Origin of the sequence: Corynebacterium lehmanniae (assembly GCF_043161975.1) — a bacterium.
GTDB classification, from domain to species: Bacteria; Actinomycetota; Actinomycetes; order Mycobacteriales; family Mycobacteriaceae; genus Corynebacterium; species Corynebacterium lehmanniae.
On the sequence record NZ_CP170998.1, the window covers coordinates 1,277,904 to 1,303,062 of the forward strand.

Below are 25,159 nucleotides of genomic sequence, written 5' to 3' on the forward strand. Positions count from 1 at the left end.
TCCGCTGTATGCATAACGATCAACGCGAGGAACGCAACGCACGCCGGTTCATCTGGTCTAACGGCCTGCAAAACATCGGCGATCAGGTTGTCGCGCCGAAGACGGTGCTGCCGTGGCTCTTCGGCGCCGCGGGCGTGCCGGCGGTGATGACCTCGTTCCTCGTGCCCATCCGCGAATCCGGCTCGATGCTGCCGCAGGCGTTTTTGAGCCCGTGGGTCACCTCGAAGCGCTCCCGCAAACGCGTGTGGCTCATCGGTTCGTGGGGCCAAGCCATCGCCGCGGGGCTCATTGCGTTGAGTGCATTGCTTCTCGACGGCACTCCGCTCGGCGCCGCCATCCTGATCTTGCTTGCCGCCCATGCGCTGTTCCGCTCCCTGTGCTCGCTGGCGGGCAAGGACGTGCAGGGCCGCACGATTTCCAAGGGCCGCCGCGGCGGCATCACCGGCCGCGCCACCGCCCTGGCCGGCGCGTTCACGCTCGCCATCGGCCTGATTCTCACGTTTTTGCCGAACAACCTGCCGCAGTGGGCACTCGCTGCGCTGCTCGCCGTGGGCGCTTCCACGTGGGCGCTGGCGTCGCTGGTCTTTAGCGGGATCGAGGAGCCGGAAGCCGAACCCGAGGCCAAGGACGGCCAGAGCATGAGGCAGATGTGGGCGCTGGTCAAAAGCGACCGGGACCTGCAGAAGTTCCTGGTGGTGCGCTCGCTGATGCTGGTCACCGCCCTGTCCACCCCGTTCATCGTGGTCATGGCCGGCAACGAGGGCGCGGACCTGACCGGCCTCGGCGCGTTCATCATCGCCTCCGGCGGCGCGTCGCTTCTGGGCGGCAGGGTGTCGGGCAGGTTGTCCGACAGGTCGTCGAAAAGCACGATGGCCTGGGCCGCGGGTATCGCTTCGACCGTGATCGTGGCCCTCGTTCTCAGCGCCCGCCTCGCGCCGGCCGGGGTGAACGCCTGGGTCATGCCGCTGGGCTTCTTCCTGGTCAACCTCGCGCACACCGCGGTGCGTGTGAGCCGCAAGACGTACCTGGTGGACATGGCCGACGGCGACAAGCGCACCATGATCACCGGCGCCTCCAACACCGTGATGGGCATTGTGCTGCTGGTTGTCGGCGCGATGTCGTCGGCGATTGCGGTGCTCGGGCCGCAGGCGGCGCTCATCTTCCTGGCCGTCGTGGGCTACGCCGGCGTTTTCGGCGCGCGGAACCTGAAAGAAGTCTCGGCGGCCGCCGCCTAGGCGTTATGCTTGGGGCCGACAAAAACCGCTCAACACCCTATAAATCAAGGAGCATTCGAGTGCCTACCCACTTCGAACGTGCCGTTGTCGTGCTTGCGGCCGGCGCCGGAACCCGCATGAAGTCCGACCGCCAGAAGACGCTGCACGAGATCGGCGGGCGCAGCCTGCTGTCTCACTCCCTGCACGCGGCCGCCGGTGTGCACCCCAACTACCTGGTTGCGGTTGTCGGCCACCAGCGCGACCAGGTCGCCCCGGCCGTGGAGCAGATCGCCGAGCAGATGCACGTGGAGATCCGCCAGGCCGTCCAGGAGGAGCAAAACGGCACCGGCCACGCGGTGCAGGTGGGCCTTTCCGCAATCCCGGACTTCGACGGCACCGTGGTGGTCACCAACGGCGACGTGCCGCTTCTGACCCCGGAGACCCTGCAGGCGCTCGTCGACAAGCATGAGTCCGAGCACGCGGCGGTTACCGTGCTCTCGCTCGAGTTCGACAACCCCACCGGCTACGGCCGCATCATCCGCGGCGAGGCCGGCGACGTCCTCGAGATCGTGGAGGAAAAGGACGCCACCGACGAGCAGCGCAAAGTCCGCGAGGTCAACTCCGGCGTGTTCGCCTTCGACGGCAAGGTGCTTCGCGACGCCCTCACGCGCGTCACCCCGGACAACGCCCAGGGCGAGTTCTACATCACCGATGTTTTGAGCATCGCGCGTAACGACGGCCTCCGGGTCACCGCGTTTACCGCCCCCGACGCCCGCGAGCTCGCCGGCGTGAACGACCGGGTGCAGCTGGCGGAGGCCGGCAAGGAGCTCAACCGCAGGCTCGTCGAGAACGCAATGCGAAACGGTGCGACCGTGATCGACCCGGACACCACCTGGATCGGCGTCGAGGTGGAAATCGGCCGCGACGTGGTCATCCACCCGAATACCCAGCTGTGGGGCTCCACCGTCATCGGCGACGGCGCCGAAGTCGGCCCCGACACCACCCTGACCGACATGGAAGTCGGCGCCCGCGCAACCGTCGTGCGCACCCAGGGCGAACTCGGCGTCATCGGCGAGGAAGCCACCGTCGGCCCGTTCACCTACATCCGCCCCGGCACCGAACTCGGCGCCCGCGGCAAGCTCGGCGGCTTCGTCGAATCCAAGAACGCCAAGATCGGCGAAGGCTCCAAGGTGCCGCACCTGACCTACATCGGCGACGCCACCGTGGGCAAGCACTCCAACATCGGCGCAAGCTCCGTGTTTGCCAACTACGACGGCGTGAACAAGCACCACACCACCATCGGCGACTACTGCCGCACCGGCTCCGACACCATGTTCGTCGCACCGGTGAACATCGGTGATGGTGCCTACACCGGCGCGGGTACAGTGGTCACGGAAGATGTGCCCGCCGGCGCGCTCGCCATCAAGGAAGGCCGCCAGCGCAACATCGAAGGCTGGGTGGAAGACCGCCGCCCGGGCACCGAAGCGGCAGAGGCTGCGAAAAACGCGAAGCGAGAGGGTTAATTTCATGACTGGTTACTCCACCGAAAACCACAAGGACCTCAAGGTCTTCACCGGACGCGCCCACCCGGACCTCGCAGAAGCCGTGGCCAAAGAGCTCGGCATCGAGCTGGTGCCCACCACCGCGCGCGACTTCGCCAACGGCGAGATCTTCATCCGCTTCGAAGAGTCCGTCCGCGGGGCCGACTGCTTTGTCATGCAGTCCCACGCCCAGCCTCTGAACAAGTGGCTGATGGAGCAGCTGATCATGATCGACGCGCTCAAGCGCGGCTCCGCTAAGCGCATCACCGCGATCCTGCCGTTCTACCCGTACGCCCGCCAGGACAAGAAGCACCGCGGCCGCGAGCCGATCTCCGCCCGCCTGATCGCGGACCTGCTCACCGCCGCCGGCGCGGACCGCATCGTGTCCGTGGACCTGCACACCGACCAGATTCAGGGCTTCTTCGACGGCCCGGTGGACCACATGCACGCCCAGCCGATCCTGGTGGACTACATCAAGTCCAAGTACCCGCTGGACAACCTCGTGGTGGTCTCCCCCGACGCCGGCCGCGTGAAGTCGGCGGAGAAGTGGGCCAACATGCTCGGCGACGCCCCCATGGCGTTCGTGCACAAGACCCGCGACATCGACGCCGCGAACAAGGTCGTGTCCAACCGCGTCGTCGGCGACGTCGACGGCAAGGACTGCGTCCTCATGGACGACATGATCGACACCGGCGGCACCATCGCCGGCGCCGTCGGCGTGCTCAAGGAGGCCGGCGCGAAGTCCGTGGTCATCGCCTGCACCCACGGCGTGTTCTCCGACCCGGCACGCGAGCGCCTCAGCGACTGCGGCGCCGAGGAAGTCATCACCACCGACACCCTGCCGCAGGACACCGAAGGCTGGAGCAACCTCACGGTGCTCTCCATTGCGCCGCTTCTGGCCAAGACGATCCACGAGATTTTTGAAAACGGCTCCGTGACCACCCTGTTCGAGGGTCAGGCGTAAACGCCGCGGTTCGCCGGGACTCAGCCGGGGCAGCACTTGCGCTGCCCCGGCTTCACGCATACGGGAAGGAATAAGGATGTACGAGCGCTACGCCCCGTCGGTGGATTTCACCCCCGACCTCGAGCACGCGAAATCCATGTTCGACAACGACGCCACCCTGGAGTACCTCGGCGCCACCATCACGCGGCTTGAGCCGGGTGTGGCCGAGGGCGAGTTCACGGTGGAGGCACGCCACGCCAACGGCTTCGGCGTGTGCCAGGGCGGCGTGCTGTTCACCTTCGCCGACGCGCTGTTCGGCGGCGCGTGCAACTCGCGGCGAACCGACCCGACCGTCAGCGCGCAGTCCGAGATGATCTACCTCGCGCCCGCGAAGATGGGCCGCACCATCCGCGGCGTCGCGCGCGAGCGCCACACGTGGGGCAGAAACGGGCTTTCGGACGTCACGCTTTACGACGGCGACACCGCCATCGCCGAATTCCGCGGCATGTCCCGCACCACCACCCGACCACCGACAGGAAACTAAACCGTGAGCCAGAACGACAGCCTGCAAGAACAGGGGCTGAACAGGAGCGTCAAGAGTAGGCAATTGATGATGATTGCCTTTGGTTCGTCGATAGGCACGGGCCTGTTTTTGGGCTCCGCCGGATCGATCCAGTACGCCGGGCCCGCGGTGCTGATCTCGTTCGCGCTTGTCGGCGTGATCGTGTACTTCCTCATGCGCATGCTCGGCGAGATGGCGGTCGAGCACCCGGTCTCCGGGTCGTTCGCGGCGTACTCGCGCGCGTTCATCGGGCCGGTGGCCGGCTTCATCACCGGCTGGAACTGGTGGTTCACCACCGTCGTGGTGGGCATGCTGGAGCTGACCGCCATGGGCACGTTCCTGGACTACTGGTTCCCCGGACTGCCCCACTGGGTCACCGCGCTGGTGACGCTGCTGGTGGTGGTGGCGCTGAACCTGTTCAACGTGCGCGTGTTCGCCGCGACGGAGTATTGGCTGTCCTTGATCAAGGTCGCGGCGCTCGTGCTCATGATCGTGCTCGGGTTCGCGCTCGTGGTGGGTCTCGGCCCGGACGAGGCGATCGGATTGTCCAACATCACCGACCACGGCGGGTTCATGCCCAACGGCGTCTCCGGCGTGCTGTTCGCGCTGGTGGCGGTGACGTTCACGTTCGGCGGCATCATGTCCATCGGCACCGCCGCCGGCGAGGCGGACAATCCGGAAAAGGCCATCCCGCGCGCCGTGAACTCCGTGGTGTGGCGCATTCTGGTGTTCTACCTCGGCGGCATCGGCACCATCTTGCTGCTCGCGCCGTGGAACGAGCAGGGATCCAACGAGAGCCCGTTCATCCGCGTGCTGTCCGGCGTCGGCTTCGGCCCCGCCGCCACGGCGCTCAACGTGGTCATTGTGGTGGCGGTGTTCTCGGTGCTCAACACCATGACGTACTCGGGCGCGCGCATGCTGCGCGACCTCGCCCGCAACGGCCAGGCGCCCCGCGCGTTCGCCGCCACCAGCGCGAAGGGGCTGCCCACCAAAGCCCTGCTTTTCGACGCCGCCCTGATGGGCACCGTGGTCATCCTGAACTTCTTCTTCGAAGGCAAGATCTTCGCGGTGCTGCTGGCCATCATCGTCGGCACCGAGCTGATCACCTGGGTGGGCATCTGCATCTCGCACCTGAACTTCCGCAAGACATCCAAGAGCGCGACCTTCCCCGCCCCGCTCTACCCGGTGGCCAACTGGGTGTGCATCGTGTTTTTCGTCCTCGTGCTCGTGCTGATGGGTATTCTTCCGGAATACCGCATGGGCCTTGCCACGCTGACCGGCTGGATCATCGTGCTGGGCCTGATCTCACTGACCACGCAGAGGAGCCACGCATGATCCGCCCCGACCTTGACTCGCTGCCCGCGTATGTTCCGGGCGTGCGCGACGAACGCGCCATCAAGCTGTCCTCCAACGAATGCGCCGAGAGTCCGCTGCCCAGCGTGCTTGAAGCGATGCAGGATTCGCTGTTCCAGGTGAACCGCTACCCGGACATGGGCGCGGTGCAGCTTCGCGCGGCGCTGGCTGAGCACCTCGGCGTGGCGCCCGAGCAGGTTGCGGTGGGCACCGGCTCGTCCGCCCTGTGCCAGCAGCTGGTCACCGCCGCCGCGGGCCCGGGCGACGAGGTGGCCTTCCCGTGGCGCAGCTTCGAGGCCTACCCCATCTTCGCCCAGATCGCCGGCGCGACCCCTGTGCCGGTGCCGCTGACCGCCGACCACCGGGTGGACCTGCCCGCCCTCGCCGCGGCCGTCACCGAGCGCACGAAGCTCATCTTCGTGTGCAACCCGAACAACCCCACCGGCACCACCGTCACGGACGCCGAGTTCGCCGCGTTCATGGACGCGGTCCCCGCAGACGTGCTGGTCACGCTCGATGAGGCCTACTTCGAGTACAACCAGGCCGCCGACACCCCCGTCGCCACCGAAGTCATCAACCGCTACCCCAACGTCGTGGGGCTGCGCACCTTCTCCAAGGCGTACGGGCTGGCGGGCGCGCGCATCGGCTACGCCTTCGGCCCGCAGGTCGTTATCGAGGCGCTGAACAAGGTGGCGGTGCCGTTTTCCGTCAGCTCCGTCGCGCAGGTCGCGGCACTCGCGTCACTTGCGGCTTCAGACGAGTTGCGTGCGCGTATCGACGGCACCGTGGCCGAGCGGAGCCGTGTCGTCGCAAAGCTTGGGCTCGCAGAAAGCCAAGCGAACTTTGTGTGGTTGCCCGGCGCTGGCCAGGAGCTGGCGGACCGGCTCGCCGCAGAGGGCGTGCTGGTGCGCGTCTTCCCCGAGGGCATCCGTGTGACCGTGACCAACGCGGAAGAAACCGACGCGCTATTGGAGGCGTTTTCCCGTGCGCAGTGAGCGCCGCCGCGTCATCGCGGCCACGACCATCGGCACCGCCATCGAGTGGTACGACTACTTCCTCTACGCCGCCGTGGCAGGGCTGGTGTTTAACAAGGTGATGTTCGGCCCGCTCGGGCCTGCGGCGGCGACGATCGCCAGCTTCCTCACCGTCGGCCTGTCCTTTCTGTTCCGCCCATTGGGGGCGGTGCTGGCGGGCCACTTCGGCGACCGGCTGGGCAGGCGCGGCGTGCTCATGGTCACGCTGTTCACCATGGGCACCGCCACCGCGCTGATCGGGCTTTTGCCCACGTATGCAACCGCCGGCTGGCTCGCGCCGGCCGCGCTGGTGGTCCTGCGCATCCTGCAAGGCACGTCCGCCGGCGGCGAATGGGGCTCGGCAGTGCTTTTGGCCGTGGAGCACGCGCCGGACAACAAGCGCGGACTCTACGGCGCCGGGCCCCAGGTGGGCGTGCCGGCAGGGCTCTTGCTGTCCTCTGGCGTGCTGGCGCTGATGACCATCATCGCCCCCGGCGAAGCGTTCATGCAGTGGGGCTGGCGCGTGCCGTTTTTGCTTTCCGTCGGGTTGACGGTGTTGGGCTGGTGGATCCGCACGGGCGTCGACGAATCGCCGGTGGTGGAGGAAATGCGCGAGGTCGGCGCGCACAACCCGGTCGGCTCCCTGTTCAAGCACCACGCGGGGCTCGTTATCGCCGCGGCGTTGATCTTCGCCGCCAACGGCACGGTGGGCTACATGACCACCGGCGGCTACATCCAGAACTACGTCACCGACCCGGCAGGGCTCGCCGTAGAGCGCGGCGACATCCTGTGGGCCGTCACCGCCTCCGCCGCCACCTGGCTGTGCACCACGGCGTTCGCGGGCTGGGTGTCCGACATCATCGGCCGCCGCCGCACCCTCGCGATCGGCTTTGTGGTGCAGGCGGCCGGCGTGCTGGCCTTGTTTCCGCTGGTGAACACCGGGTCGCTGCCGAAGATCACCGCGGCGCTGATTTTCCTCACCGTCGGGTTGGGGCTGACCTACGGCGAGATCGGCGCGTTCTACGCTGAGCTGTTCCCCGCCTCCATCCGCGCGTCCGGCGCCTCCATCTCGTACGCGCTCGGCGCGATTTTGGGCGGCGCGTTCGCCCCCACCATCGCCGCCGCCCTGCGCGAGGCAACCGGCGGCACCGCCGCGATCACCGTGTACTTGATGGCGGCGACGGTCACGGGCTTCGTCGTCACGCTTTTGATGCGCGAGCGCCGCGGCATCCCCCTCGGGTACGAGTATGAACAAGCCCAGGCAAGCGGGCATTTTGTGTGGCAGAAACCGGCTGCTACCCTGTAGCAGTCTCGGCGAGGGCCTTCAAAGGCCGTTATCGACGCGATTTTGAGATCCTTTTGCGATCACTCGACGAGCACACATCCGTTCAGTGGTCGCAGGCAAGGCCTGTGGCCCTTCCCAACGAAGGAGTACAACATGGCTATTACCCCCACCGTTATCAAGGGTGAGCGTCGCGAGGAGTTCGGCAAGGGCTCCGCACGCCGTCTGCGCCGCGACGGCAAGATCCCGGGCGTCCTGTACGAAAAGGGCATCGACAACATCCACTTCGCGGTCGACCGCATCGAGATGACCGCAGTCGTGCGTAACGACGGCACCAACGCCATCGTCGAGCTCGAGCTCGACGGCGAGAAGCTGCTGGCCATGGTCAAGCACATCGACCAGAACGTGATCACCCTGGACATCGACCACATCGACCTGCTCGGCATTAAGCGCGGCGAGAAGGTCACCGTCGAGGTCCCGGTCGTCACCGAGGGCGAGGCCGCTCCGGGCGCAGTTGTGCTGCAGGAGACCGACTACGTGGAGATCGAGATCGACGCGCTGTCCATCCCGGACGAGCTGACCGTCTCCATCGAGGGCAAGGAGATCGGCGACACGCTCCACGCTTCCGACGTGAAGCTGCCGGAGGGCGCAGAGCTCATCTCCGACCCGGAGACCCTGCTGGTCAACGTCACCTTCGAGCAGGTTGACGAGGACCTCGAGGCTGAGGCCGAGGCCGCTGAGGAAGGTGGCGCTGAGGCTGGCGCCGAGTCCGAGGCTCCGGCCGAGGAGAAGGGCGACGAGGAGTAACTCCTCCCCGCTTCCGCACACAGCTAAGCCCGCCACCGCTTCCCCGCGGTGGCGGGCTTTCCGCTTGGCGTTACAGGCGAGGCAGCACTGGGAACTGCGGAATGTAGTGACGGATCTGGTCCTGGTACTCGGTCGCGGCCCAGCCGATACCGAGCACTCCGAGCAAAGCAACGAGGACGATTATCCACCAGGGTCCCTCGGACGACCGCGCCGACCGCGCATCTTCCGCCGGCTGCTCCGCAACGCGCTTCGCTGTGATTTCGACCGGTACCGCGCGAACGGAACCGTCAGGGAATGTCACCCGCACCGGCACCACGGTGGAGCGCTCCCCCACGATTCCGGTTCGCAGCGTCGCAGTGATCTCACCGGTGTTCTTATTAACGGACACCACCCAGTCAGCGTCCTTAAAAGCAGGATCCAGCGCGAACGTGCTTCCGTCCGGCACACCCGTCGGCGTCGCGGTGACGGTTCCACTCGTCTGGTCCGACGACGCAGACGGGTACTTCACCGCAGCGGCGCGACCGATGGAATCGGTGCCGATTTTCACCGGCACTATCTCGACCGTTCCGTCCGGGTATGTGGTCTTCACGCCGATGACGTAGGTGGCGTCGGCGGGTGCGTCGTCAGGCAGGCGCACCGTGAGTTCGCCGGTGACAGGATCGATCGCTGCTTCGAGGCCGCCATCGTCAGCGATGTCGAAGAACGTGCCCTCCGGCATGGTCTTCGTCTGCGGAATCCGGACTGTCTCGCCCGGTCCGGCAACTTGCTCGGCAAACGCGGGCTCGGTTTCCGCGGCCGCAGCTTCGCCGACATCGACGCGGAGCTTCACGGGCTTGCGGCTGCCATCGGAGAACACCGCCATGACCTCGACATCCAACGCCTGCGCATCCGTCGCAGGCGCGGTGGTGTGAACCTCGCCAGTCAGCGGATCGACTATGACCTCCCACCCCTTGAGGTCCTGCCCGGGTTTGAGGTAGAACTCGGCGGCGTCGGCCTCACCCACCTGCGGGACCGAGACTCGCTCGCCCGGCCCAGCCTTCACTCCGTCGAGGTAGCGGGGCGAGGCGGCATCGGCAAGCGTCTGCTCCGCCACTTCGAACTTCGCGGGGACCTCGACGGAGGAGCCGTCCGGGAAGATGACGCGGATCCGTGTCTCGATCACGTCCCCGACAGCGGCGTCGCCCGGGATTGCAAAGGTCACGCGCCCATGCCTATCGACGGTCGCGTCACCGCCCACCACCTCATAGGTAGTGCCGGCCGGCGCAATTTGGTTGAGGTAGCGGTAACCACCTTCGGTGACGTCGAAAAGCGGGGCGAAGCTCGTCGCCTCATGCCCGCGGCGTCCAAGTGCGAAGTCGTAGCGGACGGTGTAGCGCTCCGCGTCGGACACAGCCGCGGTGACCTCGACTGTGACGGTGGACGTTTCGCCGGCGGGGTCGACGACCTCGACTTTGTACTCGCCCGGCTCAACGTCGCGCGGCGGCTTGAAATCGATTTGCCCGCTGGGGTTCACGGTCACCCACTCCGGGGTGTTCTTGCCTGGTGTGAACGCCTCGCCCTGGGTTGGGGCGGTTTGTGCGCTCTTGACTGACGTCTGCTCGCCTGCCCTGACCACCGCCCGCTCAGACGAGGTGGGTGCCGGCGCCACACGAACCGGCACGACGGCGGGGCGGCCGTCAGGCGTGACGACCTCGACGTTGTAATCGCCCGCCGGTGTGTCGCGCGGCGGAGCGAGGTCAATGCGGCCGTCAGGCTGCGCCGACACCCAGTCTGGAGTGTTCGCGCTCGGCGCAACCTGCGTCCCCGGAACCTCGATGGACGTCTGCTCCCCCGCGCGGACAACCGGGCGGTCGAACTCGGTCTGGGTGGAGGTGACGGTAGTAGTCGACGGCGCCGGCGTTACTTCGCTGATCGTCGGCGCCGGAGTGACCGTCGTAGTGCTCGTCGACGTCACAATTTGCGCCATCGTTGGCCGCAACGTCAGCGCAGGGCTGGAAACCTCCTGGGTTACCGTGGCTGGGTGTGTCGTGGTCCGAGTGGTCGTTACGCTGGCAGTTTCCGTCGGAGTTGGCGCAGTGGTTGTCACCTGCGAGGTGGTCGTCAGCGCCACCGTAGTGGTTGCCGGCCGGACAACGAGCCGTCCAACAGTCTGTTCGAATGGCTCGCCGCTCCCGTTAGTGACCGCCTGAGTGTAGGACGACGCACGGAAGGTTACCGGGAAAGTGCCTGTTTGCGTCGGTGTGCCCTCGAGCACGCCAGCGTTGGCGTTGTAGGACACCCCGGGGATGGTGGAAACTAATTCGAGCTGAGCATCTCGTGGCACGTTGTCAGCTTCGACCCGCGCGACGTAGCGCTGCCCCTGAAGCGCCTCCGGAAGATCGGCGCTGATCACGATGTTTGCGGACAGCGCATCCTTCTTGTTCGAGTTATCAGCGATTTCGATGGTGTCGAGTACACCATCTCCGTCATCATCCGGGTCGTAAATGTCGGCGTTGCCGTCGCGGTCGGTGTCGAGCAAGATCGGTTGCTTCGCTGGCCTCGAACCACCGGAGTTGTAGAAGGAAACGTCGACGGTCGCGTCAAAAACGTCCGGAGTGGCGTTGCCGAGATCGTTATTCGGGGAGACATAGATCGTTCCGTTGTCCACCGACACGTCAATGCCAGGTACAGCCCGCGGCGCAAACACAGTCTCAGCGCGATTGAATCCGTCACGGAACCGGCCAAACTCGACCACCCGTTGCTGCTTGCCAAGCAGCCGTTCGCTGCCAAACAGAAAGTCGTCCCGTTCGTTCAGCTCGCCAGTGACGATAAAGCTTTCGTGGGAGACCACCGTGCCGTTGGCGAGCAACTCGAACGAGTACACATCACCGCGCTTAGCCGTATTCGGGATCTGGATCGTGGCGCAGTTGTTGCGCTCCGCGTCGGTCAACTGAACTACGGACTCGGTCCCGTCTGCGTTGGTGACGGTGCGCTCCTCGTCGCACCTGGAAATCGTGCGGCCGGTGGTTTCGTTGCGCCAGCGGTAGCCGATGGTCTCCCCGTTGACTGCTTGATCTTTAACCGACTGTGCGTTGCCTTGCCACCATCGCAAACCATGAGCTGTTTGTCCCGCTTTCGCAGGCAACTGCGTTGAGTCGAACTCCGCGATCAAAGCGTCAGTGCGGTTATGAAACGCCCCTCCGTCCACAATCTGGAGGTTCACTTCACGGGAACCCGGTGTGAAAAACGCGTAAGGGGTTGTTTGACTACCTGCAAGCACGCGCTGCTGGTGGCGATACGGAACGTACGCATCCAGTTGGACCTGCTGGTCACGGGTTGCGTTGAACCGGTGGATCCTACCTGTGGCATCCACCCAATCCGGAACTGCAATGGCGAAATAGCCTTCGATTCCTTCAAGCGCATGGGATCTCGCGGTGTACAGCGGTGAAAGCTGGCCGTCACGGTCCACCCATTGGAAGTAGATGAACTCTCCGCTGGAGTATCCGTCGACGTCGGAGATTCGCCCATGCACTATGTGGTCCAACTCGGCGAGTTCTGCGATGCGGCTGACTTCCCCCGAATCGATTGCATCGACTGAAAAGAAATCGTCTACGTCACTGACCGACTCTGCCTGCGTCGATCCTCGTTGGATGTGCTTGACCGCGTCTGCGCTCCGGTTCACGTACTCCTGCGCGTCTGCTTCCGCTGCAATCACGCTCGTCGACGAACCAACCAATCCCACAGCCAGCGCTACAGCAAGCGCGCGAACATGATTCCGGTTTGTCATTACTTTCCGCCTTCGATTCGTGCTGCGAGCTGCTGGACATCAAGTCCCGGAATGCTGCCTAACACCGCTGCCACTGCCCCACCCAGAGTTGCCACCACTGCAAGCGCAGTAAGCACCACTCGACCGTTGGGATCGACCACGACTTTTTCAGTCGTCGTTGTGGCGCTTGCGGTGCGTGTGACCACCGGGCGTGGTGCTGTTGAAGTGATCGCCACATGCGCGGTCGACGTGACAGTTACTGGCTCTCCGGTGTGGACCGTCGCTGGGACAGTTCGACTCGTCGTGGTGGTAGAAAGCACGGTCTCAGTCACGGTCGCCATGCTCTGCACCGTCACGGGCGCCGGCGTTACGGTCGTTTCAGCTGCGACGGTCGAAGTAACGGTGGTTATCGCTTGAGTGCCGGAGACAGGTGCTGCTGCAAATCTTGCTGACACCGACCGGCTTTCACCCGGTTTCACAAATAGAGTTTTTTGCAGCGTGGAGCCGTTGGATTCGGCACTGAGCGTGTATGCGCCAGGCTGTGCCTCGGTCAAGTCGAACCGCCCCGCATCGTTTGTGGTGAGCGTCTGAATCCCGCCGGGTCCTTCCACTCGCACCGACTGTCCGGCGATCGGCTGACCGTCCGTGCCCAGTATGGACGCAGTGAACTCGCCCCGTTCGAAGCGAATAGTGTGCGTACCAAGATCTGTCGTATTCGCAGGGGAAAGGCCGTCAGAGGAGACGGACACGGGAGCGAGGTACTTGGAAAACTTCGGCGTATCAAACTTCACCGTTACGGGCTTGCACGCAGGTAGGTGATCGAAATAGATGGTGCCGGCGTTGTCGTGGCGCGACGCTGGAAACGTAAACTCCTCGAAAGCGATCGAAGCTGGGATCAGCTGGGCGGGCTCACCGAATTCATCAAACGTTTTCAACGACACCTGGGATGCAGGAGCTGTGTACAGGGTTGCGGAGGTGCCAGTACGTCCCTTGGGCAGCTCTTGCCCTGGATCGTCGAACTGTATCTGCAGTGTCTGGATATCCGTGGTGTAGGTCTCCGGGATAAAGACGTACAGTGTCGGGTTGCCGTCTGCGTCCACACCGCCGTAACCAGGGGCGTCGACGTACTCCGCATTGACGTTAGTTCGCACTCCGTATGTGGCGTGAGCCGGAAACTCGCCTTGCGTCGCTCCCCGTACCGTGAGTTTCACCGTGTTAATCGGCACTGACGCAGAACCGAAGGTGGATTGATCTCCGTAGACATTTACTGCCCATAGGTTGCTACCTCCCCAAGTCGTGGCGGGCGCTTCTCCCTCCCGTTCGGTCGCACAGTCAGATGGCACCTCGCCATCCGCCACTGGGGCGACAACGAGGGCCGTTGAAAACGTCACAGCAGCGAGGGAAGCTCCGAGGCGTCGATACCTTTTCTTCATCACAGTCTTCTCTTTTCTCGCTAGAAGTTCAGGCCCGGGATCTGGACGTAGCCCTGGGTCACGGCGTAGGCGCCGGCGCCGAGCAGGCCGAGCACCGCCAAGATGATCGCGAGGATGCCGCCGGTGGAACTGCCGGACTCGCTCTTCGCATTGCCGTTCTGCTTCTGCGGTGCAGGCACGGCGGAGGGGGTCGGTTTTTGGGTTGGGGCGGGCTGGGCGGAGCTCGTCGTCACGCTTGGCTTCGGGGTTGCTGCGACGCTCAAGCGAGCGCGAGCCTTGTCTTTCGTCTTCTTGGAAGCGTTGGACTTCTCCAGTTCCTTCAACGCCTTATCAGCCTCGGCCTTGGTGTAGTCGAGCACCGACACATCGAAGTACTCGGAGTAGACCAACTCACGTTTGTCGTTCCGGATCTCCACCGCGACGCGGGTCTTCGGGCCGCGAAGCGCGGCGGCGTTGGGCACGGGGATCCGCACATCCGTGGCCGAGCCTTCCTTGAGCACGCCCGGTGCAACGATGGTCTGCGTGTCGCTGCCGCCGTTTTCAAATCGCGTTGTCACGGTGAACTTGGCGGCGTCCAGGCCGAGGTTGGTCAGCTTGCCGTGCAGCACGTTGTCATTTCGCAGAGTCACAATGCCGCTGTCATCGGTGGTAGATAGCTCGAATCCCGCCTTGCCTTCGTTTTTGTCAGCTGCGGCGATTGCCAGCTCCCGCACCGTCTCGTCGTGGTTGTGGACCTTCGGCTCCGGCGCTTGCACCTCGGAATCCTCCACGTAACGGCGCGCGACGTTGACGCCCTTGTTGGCGCCGCGGAAATCCAAGCTCTCCCAGTCGGCGGGAACAGAGTAGTCACCCAGGAAACAGAAGAACGGGCGGCAGATGTCAGTAATCGAATCTGCGTTGCGGGACTCACCTTCAGAGAAGTTGAACTCGCGGAACTGGTAGAGGTAATTCATCGAGGACCTGTAGTTCGGCAGGAACTGATTGTCCGCCACACCGGCCGGGCGACCGTTGATGCCGTAGTGGCTCAATCCCAGATTGTGGCCGAACTCGTGCAGGATGGTCTTACCCAACAGGTCCTGGGAGTTCAGCCCGGCGCCCTTCGCTACGAAGAACGCGCCGTCCTTGACCAGACCTTCGCCGGAGGACCGCTCTCCTTCCGCCTTCTTGTCGCCGATGAGGCCGGCGTAGAACACACCTGCGCGGTCCCCAAGCAGCTCATCGCGGAGATCCTGCAACGCTAGGCCACGGTTCTCTCCATCGTTGAAGAACCCTTCCCTGTAAGACTCGGTCTTGCCGCCGTGAGTTTCGCTGTAGCCGATCATGTCCGCGCTTTTGTACAGCTCACCTGCGTCAATGTGCAGGGCGATGTCGTGGTCGGCGAACAGGTCCTCCAGTTTCGTCAGCGTCGCGATGGTAGGACGGTACGAGTTGGTGTTCAGCTCAGAGCAGTGGAGGAACTTCTCCAGCTCGGGACCTGACGCCGCATACCGGTTCGCCCGGTCGCATCCTTTGTCTTCCCACTCGGACTTCATCCAGTTCAGCTGCAGGAATACGTCTTTGCGGTCCGGGTCCGCGCCCCAGCGGTTCAACGGCAGCACGGTGCCGTCGCGGAGCGGGTAGCCGCGCGTCTCCCATTCGTCGAGCAAGCCGTCACCGTCGCGGTCCAGCGCTCCGGGGAGCATGCGGGTGGTGAATGTGGCTGCGGCGCGGAGGGTATCTCCTGGGGCGAGCCGGGTGTTGTTCCATTCGCCGCCCTGAACAGGGGCATTCGTGGTGGCATCCGTACCGGCGACGAAATCGCCGACCGTTGCTGCGGCTGAGGTGCGTTGCGCACCGTGGAATTCGGCGGTGACCTCGTAGCCCTGACCGCTAGCTGGGGCGACGGTGATGGCACCGGAGCCATCCGTTCGCGCGCCAAGCTCTTCCGGCCAGTTCCGGATCTGGTGGATGATGTCCAGGTTCGCCCACGCCGGAGAGCTGCCGGTGTTCTTCATGGCTATCGCGACGTCGACGGCGTTGCCGCGGACCGTGATCTCGCGCGTGACCTCCGCGCCGGCCTGGTTGTCTCGGGTAACAAACACCATCGTGTCGCCGCGCTTGGACTTGGTGGTGGTGCCTGAGTCGAAGCTGACCTGCCTATTCATGCTGGCCAGGAAGTACAGGTCCGGGCTCAGCCGCTGCACGCCGGAGGCCGGGTGAAGGTATGTGTAGTTGGACCAGGCTCCCGGTTCGAAAAATGCGGAGACGATGCCGCCCGTGTCCGATACCGGGTTGGTCACGCTGAAGCCGTTGGGACGTTGTTCAATCGCCGCGTTGGCGACGGGCGCTCCCGCCGAGATAAGTCCCGCGCACAGCGCGATTGTGAGCATTTTTCTGGGTGTACGCATGGTTGCGCCCTTCGTGGTGGCCGAGATAAAACGTCAAGACAAAAATACGACCACTCACAGCTTCCCACAACTCAATTCCCAAGTTATATGCATCTGTACCCTCGTGGCCGTGACTATCTTGATCGTCGGCCTCGGCAACCCTGGCCCGCAGTACGCGGCCACGCGGCACAACGCGGGCATCTTCGTCGTGGAGGAGCTGCTCGGCCGCGCCACGCCCATGCCGGCGCAGCTTGCGGTGCACAAGCGCACGAACACGGAGATCGCCGAGCTTGCGAAGGGGCGTTTGCTTGACGACGACCATGCGGTCCTCGCACGCACCCGCGCCTTCATGAACGTCTCCGGCGGGCCAATCAAAGCGCTGATGGATTACTTCAGCGTGCAGCCGGAGGACCTGTACGTGGTGCACGACGAGCTGGATCTGGAGCTCGGCGAGGTGAAGCTGCGCCTCGGCGGCGGCGACCACGGGCACAACGGGCTGAAATCCATCACGAAATCCCTCGGCGGCAAGCCATACAACAAGGTGGCGGTGGGCATCGGCCGCCCGCCCGGACGGATGGCCCCGGCGGATTACGTGCTCAAACCATTCAGCGCGAAGGAGCAGGTGGACTTGGCTATCGCGTCGGCGGACGCGGCGGACGCAATCCTGCGCGCGATAGGCTAGCGCGCATGAAGCTTGCCACGATCAGGACCGGAGACACCACCACCGCCGCCCGCGTTATCGGCGAGGGAAGGGCGGTGACGTTGGGCGCGGAGGACGTCGGAAAGCTTTTGCGCGACGACACCTTCGAGGAAGGCAAGGAGATCACCTTCACCCCGGGCGACCTCGCGCCGGTGATCCCGCGCCCCGGCAAGATCATCTGCGTGGGACTGAACTACGCCAAGCACATCGCGGAGATGGGACACGAGCAGCCGGACGTGCCGACTTTGTTTATCAAGTACCCGGAGGCGCTCATCGGCGCCCACGACGACGCCGAGGTGCCCAGCTTCAACGCCGACACCCTGGATTTTGAGGGCGAGCTCGCGGTGATCGTCGGCACCCGCGCCCGCCACGCAACCAACGGCGCCGAGCACATCGCGGGATACTCGGTGATCAACGACTACACCCAGCGTCACTTTCAAAAGCGCACGCAGCAGTGGCACCAGGGCAAGTCGCTGGAGAAGACCGCGGGCTTCGGCCCGTGGCTAGACACCGAGTGGCAGCCGGGGCCTGCGATTACCACCACCGTCAACGGCGAAGTGATGCAGCACGCCCCCACCGACGACCTCGTGTTCACGCCGGCGAAGCTGGTGGAGTTCATCTCGCACCTCTACCCGCTCGAGCCGGGCGACGTCATCGCCACCGGCACCCCCGCCGGCGTGGGACACGCCCGCAACCCGAAGCGCTACCTCGCTAACGGCGACACGGTGCGCGTGGAGATCGAAGGCCTGGGCGCGATCGAGAACACCACGCGGGTGTATTAGCGGCCGAGCTGGTCCAGCAGGCGGACCTCTGCCTCGGCGATCATTTGCAGCGGGAGCAGCAGGATAGCCAGCGGCAACGCGCTGAGCATGACCCCACCGAACTTCTCGGTCGGGTGCTTGTCCGCGCCGCCGTTGATCTGATCGAGCCCGTTCATGATGTTGGTCATGAGGAAGCTGTAGAGCCCCCAAGCGCTGCCGCTGTACGCGACATCGTGTGAAACAGGAGTTGCGGGGGCGGCTGGGGCGAGCGCGCCCATCGCGAGGGCGCCGGTGGTTGCGGTGGCGATGGCAATCTTGGAAAGTTTCATGCCCCTAACATCGCCCCGGCCAGCTAGGGCGTTAGCATCCGCTCGATTTCACGCGCCGGCGCGGTAATGAGCTCGCCGCGGTCCGCGCCGACGAGGCAGTAGTCGTTGCCCTTCGTCATGGGGCGCAGGTACGGGTAGGTCGGCGGCAGGTCCGGGTGCTCGCGGGTGAACGCGGTTTCCACCCCGCTCGCCCACCGCCCGGAAAACGCGCGCGAGACCACCGCGGGCGCGTCCGTGCGCAGCAGTTCGCGGTTGCGCACGCTGGTGCCGGCCTCGTCCGCGAGCAGAAATGCGGTGCCGCAGGCGACAGGGACGCCAAGCTTTGCGACGTCCTCCGGTCCCCGCACCCCTCCCGCCGCGATCAAAGGACCGTCCGCCAGCGCGAGCAGTTCCTCCAACGTCCGCTGGTCCGGGTCCTCGTGCTGGTCCCAGGTTGCACGGTGGCCGCCGGCGCGCGGGCCCTGGACGATCACGCCGTCGACGCCGCGGCGCTTAGCCTCGGCGATCTCGGCGGGGTTGGTCACCGTCGCCCACGCCTCCGAGCCCGCGGCGTGCAGCTTGGCGATCTCGTCTTCGGTGAAGCAGCCGAACGTGGACGAGACCACCGCCGGCGCAGCATCGAGTACGAGCGCGAACTTCTCCGCGTAGTCGGACGAAACTTCCGGGACTTCTTTGTGGAGGCGGCGGGCGACCGTGAGGACGTCGTCAAGCTTTGGCTCTCGCTGCGGCACGAAAAGGTTGGCGCCGAACGGCGGCTCGCACGTGGCGAGCCACTCGCGGGCCTGGGCGACGGTGCAAGTGCCGAGCGCGATGAAGCCGAAGCTCACCGCGTTGACGAGCGCGGGCGTGGACGGCCCGCCGGCCATGGGTGCTGCGATCACGCGTGGAAACTCCATGGCTAGAGTATGCGTCATGTTCGGATTCTTCAGGCGCAGACGCACCCCCCAGTTGGAGGCGCAGTGGCTCGTGGTGGGACTGGGCAACCCGGGCGCGAAATACACCGCCACCAGGCACAACGTGGGGTATATGGCGGTCGACGAGTTGGCCGGCGAACTCGCGCCGGTGCCGGGGATCAAGGCGCTGGTACAGGTGCGCGATGGGGTGGCCTACGCGCGTTCGACGACGTACATGAACACCACCGGCGAGGCCGTCGGCCCGCTGGCGAAGGAGCTGGGGGTTACGCCGGAGCGCATCATCGTGGTGCACGACGAGCTGGACCTGCCCGCCGGGAAAGTGCGCGTAAAGCTCGGCGGTAACGAAAACGGCCACAACGGGCTGAAATCCATCACTGAGCACCTGGGCACCCGCGACTACCTGCGCGTGCGCATGGGCATCGGGCGCCCGCCGCAGGGCATGGCGGTACCGGACTGGGTGCTCTCCCCCATCGACGGCGACATCTCCGGCCAGGTCGCGCTCGCCGCAAAGGCCGTGCAGTTGATTGTCAGCGAAGGCCTAGCCAAAGCACAGAACGTGATCCACGCAACACGGTAGGTTGTGGGGCATGACACGCCATGCCATGTTCGACAGCAAATACCCACCCGCAGAAGGCCTTTACGAACCCGACGAAACCACCAGCGAAATCTGCCTCCAGCTCTGCCACGGCTGGAGCGCAGACATGATCACCGCCGGACTCGAAGACGACGGGGTCCCCGTGTCCGTCTTCGAAGAGGTCCGGGACGAATACGCCCGCGTAGTCCCCGAAGCCTCCGAGGACGCCAAGCGCATCGAAGCGCTGCGCGACGCCCTGGCCAAGCGCGACCTCGCCTTCTCCTTCGACGAGGGCTACGACATGGGCGAGGCCGCTGAAGACGGCGCCGACGTCGCCCGCGAAGACGGGCATAAAGGCTACGCCTACTGCACCATGCAGGACGTGGACAACGTCATCCATACCGGCGAGCTCTACTTCGGCTTCAGCTCCATGGACAACCCCGGCGACGAATCCGACGCGGAGATCGGCCAGGCTGTCGTCGACGCGCTCGAAGAGGTCGGGTTGTCCCCGAGTGGAACGGCTCGCACACCGCGCGCATCGAGTGCAGCGGCCTGAAGTTCGAGCTCCCGCTCACGGACTAGCCCAGCTCGGCCTCCAGGTCATCCAGCGCGCGCGTCAGCGCCGCCTGCTTGTCCTCGCGCGGGGCGAGCTCGCCGTCTTCAACGTCCTCGCCAAAAATGTCCAGCGCGACCTGGTTGCGGATGCCGCGCATGGACAGGTTCGCCACAATCTGGCGCCAGTGCTCCACCGCGCGCACGCCGCCGTCGCCGCCGTAGCTCACAAACGCCACCGGCTTGCCCGCCCACTCTCCGAACAGTGAGTCAAAGGCGTTTTTCATCGTGCCCGGGATGGAGTGGTTGTACTCCGGGGTGACAAAGACGAACCCGTCGCAGGCGTCCACCGCCTCGGACCAGGCGGTGACGGCAGGGTCGTCGTACTGCTTGTTCGCCGCACCAGGCACGACCTCCGCAACCAGGTGCGGCACGTCGAAATCGGCCAGGTCGAGCAGGCGGTAGTCCGCGTCGCGCTCGGCGGCGGCGTCCATCACCCAGGCACCGATGTGCTCGCCGATGCGGCCAGAGCGTACAGATCCAAGAAACACTCCGATTGTTGTCATGGGCACGACTGTACTTGGCCGGAGGTGCGTCGATAAGCTAGCTGCTTATGAGTACCGTTTCCGAGGCCGCGCGCCGCCGCACGTTCGCCGTCATCGCCCACCCGGACGCCGGTAAGTCGACGATCACGGAGGCGCTGGCGCTGCACGCGCACGTGATTTCGGAGGCCGGAGCGGTGCACGGCAAGGGCAACCGCAAGTCCACCGTGTCGGACTGGATGGAGATGGAAAAAGACCGCGGCATCTCGGTCGCGTCCTCGGCGCTGCAGTTCGAGTACGCACCCGACGGCCACGAGGGCGAGCCGTACGTGGTCAACCTGGTGGACACCCCGGGCCACGCGGACTTTTCCGAGGACACCTACCGCGTGCTTTCCGCCGTCGATGCCGCAGTGATGCTTATCGACGCAGCCAAGGGCCTCGAGCCGCAAACCCTGAAACTCTTCCGCGTGTGCAAGGCCCGCGGGCTGCCGATTGTCACCGTGATCAACAAGTGGGACCGCGTGGGCCGCGAGCCGCTTGAGCTTGTCGACGAGATCGTCTCCGAGATCGACCTGCAGCCGACTCCGCTGTACTGGCCGGTGGGCGAGGCGGGCGATTTCCGCGGGCTCGCGCACGTCGATGTCGCAGGCTCCATCGACGAGTACATTCATTTCACGCGCACCGCCGGCGGCTCCACCATCGCCCCGGAGGAGCACTACTCCCCCGACGAAGCCTTGGCGAAAGAGGGCGACGTGTGGGAGACCGCCCTCGAGGAGGCGTCGCTTCTGCTTGAGGACGGCGCCGTGCACGACCAGCAGCTCTTCGAGCAGTGCATCACCTCGCCGATCATCTTCGCCTCCGCGATGCTGAACTTCGGCGTGCACCAGATCCTGGACACGCTGTGCGCCATCGCCCCGGCACCCGAGGGCCGCGCATCCGACCCGAAGGCCGTCGAGGCCTCCACCGCCGCGATGGACGAGCAGCGCGAGGTCGGCGACGACTTCTCCGGCGTGGTGTTCAAAGTCCAGGCCGGCATGGACAAAAACCACCGCGACACCCTGGCGTTCATGCGCGTGGTCTCCGGCGAGTTCGACCGCGGCATGCAGGTCACGCACGCGCAGTCCGGGCGCAGCTTCTCCACGAAGTACGCGCTGACCGTGTTCGGCCGCAACCGCGACACCGTGGAGACGGCGTACCCCGGCGACATCATCGGCCTAGTCAACGCCGGCGCGCTGGCGCCCGGCGACACGATCTACGCTGGCAAGAAGGTCCAGTTCCCGCCGATGCCGCAGTTCGCGCCGGAGCACTTCCGCACGCTGCGCGCGAAGTCGCTGGGCAAGTACAAGCAGTTCCGTAAAGCGCTGGACCAGCTCGACGCCGAGGGCGTGGTGCAGATCCTGCGCAACGACGCCCGCGGCGACGCCGCCCCCGTCATGGCCGCCGTCGGCCCGATGCAGTTCGAGGTCATGCAGGCGCGCATGGAAAACGAGTACAACGTCGATACCGTCACCGAGCCGATCCCCTACTCCGTAGCGCGCCGCACCGACGCCGACTCCGCGCCGGAGCTGGGGCGTCAGCGCGGCGTGGAGATCTTCACCCGCACCGACGGCGAGCTCATCGCCCTGTTCGGCGACAAGTGGAAGCTCGCGTTCGTCGAGAAGGAGCACCCGGAGCTGACCATCGAGCCGCTCATCGCGGACTAGCGCTTCGCGGTGAGGAACTCGCGCATCGCAGGCCAATCGCGCTCAACCTGGGCCTGGCCGGCCGCGTAGTTCGCCCGCAGTTTCTCCGCGTCGAGCTCGGTGGATTCGACCCCCATCTCGTCGGGGAAGAAGAGGTAGGCGTTGCCGGCGGCAGCTTCGTCGATAAGCGATTGCTTCGCGGCGTTGTAGATGCCCGGCCGAGCCACCATCGCGTCGGCGACTTTCGGCGTGTTGCGCAGGATGCGGCGCACGGCGCGCTCACGTTTCTGCGGCCCCTTGACGTAATCGCGCGGGCGGGTGAGCACCGCGAGAAAACGGGTGAAGCCGGCGGCGCGGGCGGCGTCGATGAGCAAACCGCCCGACGTGCCGAGCGCGCCGTCGACGTAGGGCACGCCGTCGATCTCGCGCATCTTCATCAGGATCGGCAGCGTCGACGAGGTCCGCGCGGCAAGGGCGACGTCCTCCAAGGTGCGCAGGTCCTCGCGGTTGAACGCCACCGTCTCCCCCGTGTCGGCGCGCACCGCCTCAACGTGGATCTCCTCGGTGGTCCGGGCAAACGCGTCGAAGTCGAACGGCAGGACGTCCTCGGATTGCTCGTACGCCCACTCGCCGTTGATCAGGCCCTTGCCCCGCACCACAGAGCGCCAGCCGCCGAATTTGGGGTTGCCCACGAACTCCGTGAACGCGTTCTCAGAGCGCCACGTGTCGCGGGAGGCGAAGTTCAACGCGTGCACCGAACCGGCGGAAATGCCGCCGACCCAACCGACCTGGACCTCCTCCGCGATGAGCTTTTCCACCACAGGGGCGGTGTACGAGTTGCGGGTGCCTCCGCCCTCGAAGATGAGGGCGGTGTCGCGGGCGTCAATCATGCACGCGAGCCTACGCGCACGGCCTCCCCGATCGCGTCCCAGGCGATCTCCGCAAATTCGTCCGTGCTGAGGCGCCCGCAGCCTTCCGGCAGGTGGCCCCAGTACTCGGCGCCGGTGACTTCCGGCAGCTCTTCGACGTTCAGGCGCGTGGGCAGGTCCGGGTTGTCCGGCATGCTGCCGCCGATCAGCCCCAGCACCTCCAGGCCCATGGCGCGGGCTTGGACGCAGGTCAGCTCGGCGAGGTTCAGGCTGCCCAGGCCCAGCGAGGTCACCACCACCAGCGGGGCACCTGCGGCTTTGGCGATGTCGGCGAGCGTGTAGTCGTCCGCGAGCCGCACCAACAGCCCGCCTGCGCCTTCCACCAGAACCACGCGCCCCGGGGCATCGAGGCTGCGGACCCATTCGGCGACCTCGTCCAGGCTCGGGGTTTGGATCCCCGCCCGCCGCGCGGCGAGGTTCGGCGCGAGTGGCTCCGGGTAGCGCCACCGCTCAAACGTCGCAACGCCAGCAAGCTTCTCGACGGCTGCCGCATCCCCCTGCCCCGGTGCCTCCCCCGTCTGGATGGGTTTGGCGGCCACGACGTCGACGCCGCGGCGCTTGAGCACGGCGGCGATGGCGGCGGTGGCCACCGTCTTGCCTACGTCGGTGTTGGTGCCGGTGATGGCGATGATCATTTGGTGGCCTCCTTGACTGCTGCCGTGATACCCCGGCAGATCTGGGCGATGTCTTCGTCTGTGCAGATGTAGGGCGGCATGGTGTAGATCAGCCGGCCGAACGGCCGGATCCACACTCCCTCGGCCATCGCGGCCTCGGTGGTCTCGCGCATGGGCGCGTCGTGCTCGAGCTCGACCACGCCGATAGCCCCGAGCACGCGCACGTCCGCCACGCCCGGGAGATCCGCCAGCGGGCGCAGGCCGCGCTCGAGGCCGGCTTCGATCCGGGCGACCTGGTCGCGCCACTGCCCCTCCGCCACCATTGCGACGGACTCGGCCGCGACCGCGCACGCGAGCGGGTTCGCCATGAACGTCGGGCCGTGCATGAGCGCGCGCGGCTGCATCCCGGATGCGATCTTCTCGGTGGCGAGGGTGGCCGCAAGTGTCATGAACCCGCCGGTCATCGCCTTGCCCACGCACATGATGTCGGGCACCACGCCGTTGTCCAGGGTGGTGAACAGTTGGCCGGTGCGGCCGAACCCGGTAGCGATTTCGTCGGCGATGAGGGGGATGCCGGAGGCGTCGCAAAGTGTGCGTAGCCCTGAAAGCAGTTCGGGGTCGTGGAAGCGCATGCCGCCTGCTCCCTGGACCACCGGCTCGACGATCACGCCGGCGATCTCCGGCGTGATCAGGCGCGCGAACTGTTCGAGGTAGGCATCGCGGTCGGCGGCGGACGCCCCGCGCACCGGCGGTGCCGGCGCGAAGACCTGCGGTTTCAGCGCGTCGCCCCACATCGAATGCATTCCGCCATCCGGGTCGCACACGCTCATGGTGGCGAACGTGTCGCCGTGGTAGCCGGAGCGCCAGGTGAGGAAGGTGGTGCGCTCCGGATGCCCCAGCCCGATGGCGTATTGCAGGGCCATCTTCATCGCCACTTCCACCGACACGGAGCCGGAGTCGGAGAAGAACACCTGGGAAAACACCCCGCCAGTGAGGTCGAGAAGGCGTTTCGTCAGCGTCGCCGCCGGCTCGTGGGTGAGCCCGCCGAACATGACGTGGCTCATCTTGGCAATCTGCGCCTCGGCCGCCGCGACCAGGCGCGGGTTGGAGTGGCCGTGGATCGCGGCCCACCAGGAGGACATGGCGTCGATGAGCACGCGGCCGTCGTGAAGCGTGATGCGCGCGCCTGCGGCACTGTCGACGGGGTAAGTGAACTGCCCCGGTTCCGCGTAGGGGTGCCAGATATGGGCGGCGTCGATGTCGGCGATTTCATGGGCGTGCATGAGCTAGAACCCTAGCAGCT

Annotated in this window: 22 protein-coding genes; 13 read left to right on the top strand and 9 right to left on the bottom strand. The window is 65.7% G+C overall.

What is annotated here, in order from left to right; translation table 11 throughout:
• Positions 1 to 8: 8 nt before the first annotated feature.
• The 8 genes from ACF3NP_RS06125 to ACF3NP_RS06160 all read left to right on the top strand — a co-directional run bounded on the left by ACF3NP_RS06125 (position 9) and on the right by ACF3NP_RS06160 (position 8,715).
• The gene (locus ACF3NP_RS06125; protein WP_181888087.1) at positions 9 to 1,235 is read left to right on the top strand and encodes an MFS transporter; all 1,227 of its coding nucleotides are present in this window, start codon (positions 9 to 11) and stop codon (positions 1,233 to 1,235) included.
• A gap of 116 nt (positions 1,236 to 1,351) precedes the next feature.
• Positions 1,352 to 2,737, top strand: a complete 1,386-nt coding sequence (gene glmU, locus ACF3NP_RS06130) for a bifunctional UDP-N-acetylglucosamine diphosphorylase/glucosamine-1-phosphate N-acetyltransferase GlmU (protein ID WP_236883450.1) — start codon at positions 1,352 to 1,354, stop codon at positions 2,735 to 2,737.
• A 4-nt stretch (positions 2,738 to 2,741) separates the two neighbouring features.
• Positions 2,742 to 3,719 carry a ribose-phosphate diphosphokinase gene (locus tag ACF3NP_RS06135; protein ID WP_181888085.1) on the top strand — a complete coding sequence of 326 codons (978 nt, stop codon included), beginning with the start codon at positions 2,742 to 2,744 and terminating at the stop codon, positions 3,717 to 3,719.
• Between the two features lie 76 nt (positions 3,720 to 3,795).
• A complete protein-coding gene (locus tag ACF3NP_RS06140; RefSeq protein ID WP_181888084.1) occupies positions 3,796 to 4,242 on the top strand; it encodes a hotdog fold thioesterase in 447 nt (148 codons plus the stop codon).
• A 3-nt stretch (positions 4,243 to 4,245) separates the two neighbouring features.
• Positions 4,246 to 5,595 carry an amino acid permease gene (locus tag ACF3NP_RS06145; protein WP_392398471.1) on the top strand — a complete coding sequence of 450 codons (1,350 nt, stop codon included), beginning with the start codon at positions 4,246 to 4,248 and terminating at the stop codon, positions 5,593 to 5,595.
• Positions 5,592 to 6,608: a histidinol-phosphate transaminase gene (gene hisC, locus ACF3NP_RS06150; protein WP_181888082.1), complete on the top strand. Its 1,017-nt coding sequence runs from the start codon at positions 5,592 to 5,594 to the stop codon at positions 6,606 to 6,608. The genes ACF3NP_RS06145 and hisC overlap by 4 nt, the downstream gene beginning before the upstream one ends.
• A complete protein-coding gene (locus ACF3NP_RS06155) occupies positions 6,598 to 7,932 on the top strand; it encodes an MFS transporter (protein WP_392398472.1) in 1,335 nt (444 codons plus the stop codon). The genes hisC and ACF3NP_RS06155 overlap by 11 nt, the downstream gene beginning before the upstream one ends.
• Before the next feature lie 132 nt (positions 7,933 to 8,064).
• On the top strand, positions 8,065 to 8,715 hold the full coding sequence (locus tag ACF3NP_RS06160) for a 50S ribosomal protein L25/general stress protein Ctc (protein ID WP_181888080.1): 651 nt from the start codon (positions 8,065 to 8,067) through the stop codon (positions 8,713 to 8,715).
• A 70-nt stretch (positions 8,716 to 8,785) separates the two neighbouring features.
• Here ACF3NP_RS06160 and ACF3NP_RS06165 read toward each other — a convergent pair whose 3' ends face one another.
• From ACF3NP_RS06165 to ACF3NP_RS06175, 3 genes are all read right to left on the bottom strand, one after another.
• Positions 8,786 to 12,481 (bottom strand): Rib/alpha-like domain-containing protein, encoded by a 3,696-nt coding sequence (locus ACF3NP_RS06165; protein WP_181888079.1) that lies wholly within the window; start codon positions 12,479 to 12,481, stop codon positions 8,786 to 8,788.
• Positions 12,481 to 13,851: a carboxypeptidase-like regulatory domain-containing protein gene (locus tag ACF3NP_RS06170; protein WP_392398473.1), complete on the bottom strand. Its 1,371-nt coding sequence runs from the start codon at positions 13,849 to 13,851 to the stop codon at positions 12,481 to 12,483. Before ACF3NP_RS06170 ends, ACF3NP_RS06165 begins: the two co-directional genes overlap by 1 nt.
• Positions 13,852 to 13,913: 62 nt before the next feature.
• Positions 13,914 to 16,262, bottom strand: coding sequence for a hypothetical protein (locus tag ACF3NP_RS06175; RefSeq protein ID WP_392398474.1), 2,349 nt, complete (start codon positions 16,260 to 16,262; stop codon positions 13,914 to 13,916).
• A gap of 121 nt (positions 16,263 to 16,383) precedes the next feature.
• On the opposite strand from ACF3NP_RS06175, the gene pth (ACF3NP_RS06180) reads away from it, so the two are divergent.
• Together pth (ACF3NP_RS06180) and ACF3NP_RS06185 are read left to right on the top strand one after the other, a co-directional pair.
• On the top strand, positions 16,384 to 16,941 hold the full coding sequence (pth, locus tag ACF3NP_RS06180) for an aminoacyl-tRNA hydrolase (RefSeq protein ID WP_392398475.1): 558 nt from the start codon (positions 16,384 to 16,386) through the stop codon (positions 16,939 to 16,941).
• 5 nt (positions 16,942 to 16,946) lie between these two features.
• A complete protein-coding gene (locus tag ACF3NP_RS06185) occupies positions 16,947 to 17,741 on the top strand; it encodes a fumarylacetoacetate hydrolase family protein (RefSeq protein WP_181888075.1) in 795 nt (264 codons plus the stop codon).
• On the opposite strand, the gene ACF3NP_RS06190 is transcribed toward ACF3NP_RS06185, so the two are convergent.
• Complete coding sequence (locus tag ACF3NP_RS06190) at positions 17,738 to 18,049, bottom strand: hypothetical protein (protein WP_181888074.1); 312 nt, start codon at positions 18,047 to 18,049, stop codon at positions 17,738 to 17,740. The two genes, ACF3NP_RS06185 and ACF3NP_RS06190, sit on opposite strands and share 4 nt — an antisense overlap.
• A gap of 23 nt (positions 18,050 to 18,072) precedes the next feature.
• Positions 18,073 to 18,963 (bottom strand): NAD(P)H-dependent flavin oxidoreductase, encoded by an 891-nt coding sequence (locus ACF3NP_RS06195; RefSeq protein WP_236883384.1) that lies wholly within the window; start codon positions 18,961 to 18,963, stop codon positions 18,073 to 18,075.
• On the opposite strand from ACF3NP_RS06195, the gene pth (ACF3NP_RS06200) reads away from it, so the two are divergent.
• Together pth (ACF3NP_RS06200) and ACF3NP_RS06205 are read left to right on the top strand one after the other, a co-directional pair.
• A complete protein-coding gene (gene pth / locus ACF3NP_RS06200; RefSeq protein ID WP_181888073.1) occupies positions 18,962 to 19,540 on the top strand; it encodes an aminoacyl-tRNA hydrolase in 579 nt (192 codons plus the stop codon). The genes ACF3NP_RS06195 and pth (ACF3NP_RS06200) overlap by 2 nt on opposite strands.
• Before the next feature lie 10 nt (positions 19,541 to 19,550).
• Complete coding sequence (locus tag ACF3NP_RS06205) at positions 19,551 to 20,093, top strand: DUF6891 domain-containing protein (RefSeq protein ID WP_392398476.1); 543 nt, start codon at positions 19,551 to 19,553, stop codon at positions 20,091 to 20,093.
• Positions 20,094 to 20,115: 22 nt separating this feature from the next.
• On the opposite strand, the gene ACF3NP_RS06210 is transcribed toward ACF3NP_RS06205, so the two are convergent.
• On the bottom strand, positions 20,116 to 20,655 hold the full coding sequence (locus ACF3NP_RS06210) for an NADPH-dependent FMN reductase (RefSeq protein WP_181888071.1): 540 nt from the start codon (positions 20,653 to 20,655) through the stop codon (positions 20,116 to 20,118).
• A gap of 47 nt (positions 20,656 to 20,702) precedes the next feature.
• Here ACF3NP_RS06210 and ACF3NP_RS06215 point away from each other — a divergent pair, with 47 nt between their 5' ends.
• Positions 20,703 to 22,334: a peptide chain release factor 3 gene (locus tag ACF3NP_RS06215; protein ID WP_181888070.1), complete on the top strand. Its 1,632-nt coding sequence runs from the start codon at positions 20,703 to 20,705 to the stop codon at positions 22,332 to 22,334.
• Here ACF3NP_RS06215 and ACF3NP_RS06220 read toward each other — a convergent pair.
• The 3 genes from ACF3NP_RS06220 to ACF3NP_RS06230 are packed head-to-tail and all read right to left on the bottom strand — an operon-like array spanning position 22,331 to position 25,139.
• A complete protein-coding gene (locus tag ACF3NP_RS06220; RefSeq protein ID WP_181888069.1) occupies positions 22,331 to 23,203 on the bottom strand; it encodes a patatin-like phospholipase family protein in 873 nt (290 codons plus the stop codon). The two genes, ACF3NP_RS06215 and ACF3NP_RS06220, sit on opposite strands and share 4 nt — an antisense overlap.
• A complete protein-coding gene (gene bioD / locus ACF3NP_RS06225) occupies positions 23,200 to 23,877 on the bottom strand; it encodes a dethiobiotin synthase (RefSeq protein WP_392398477.1) in 678 nt (225 codons plus the stop codon). Before bioD ends, ACF3NP_RS06220 begins: the two co-directional genes overlap by 4 nt.
• Positions 23,874 to 25,139: an adenosylmethionine--8-amino-7-oxononanoate transaminase gene (locus ACF3NP_RS06230; RefSeq protein ID WP_181888067.1), complete on the bottom strand. Its 1,266-nt coding sequence runs from the start codon at positions 25,137 to 25,139 to the stop codon at positions 23,874 to 23,876. Before ACF3NP_RS06230 ends, bioD begins: the two co-directional genes overlap by 4 nt.
• Between the last annotated feature and the right edge of the window lie 20 nt (positions 25,140 to 25,159).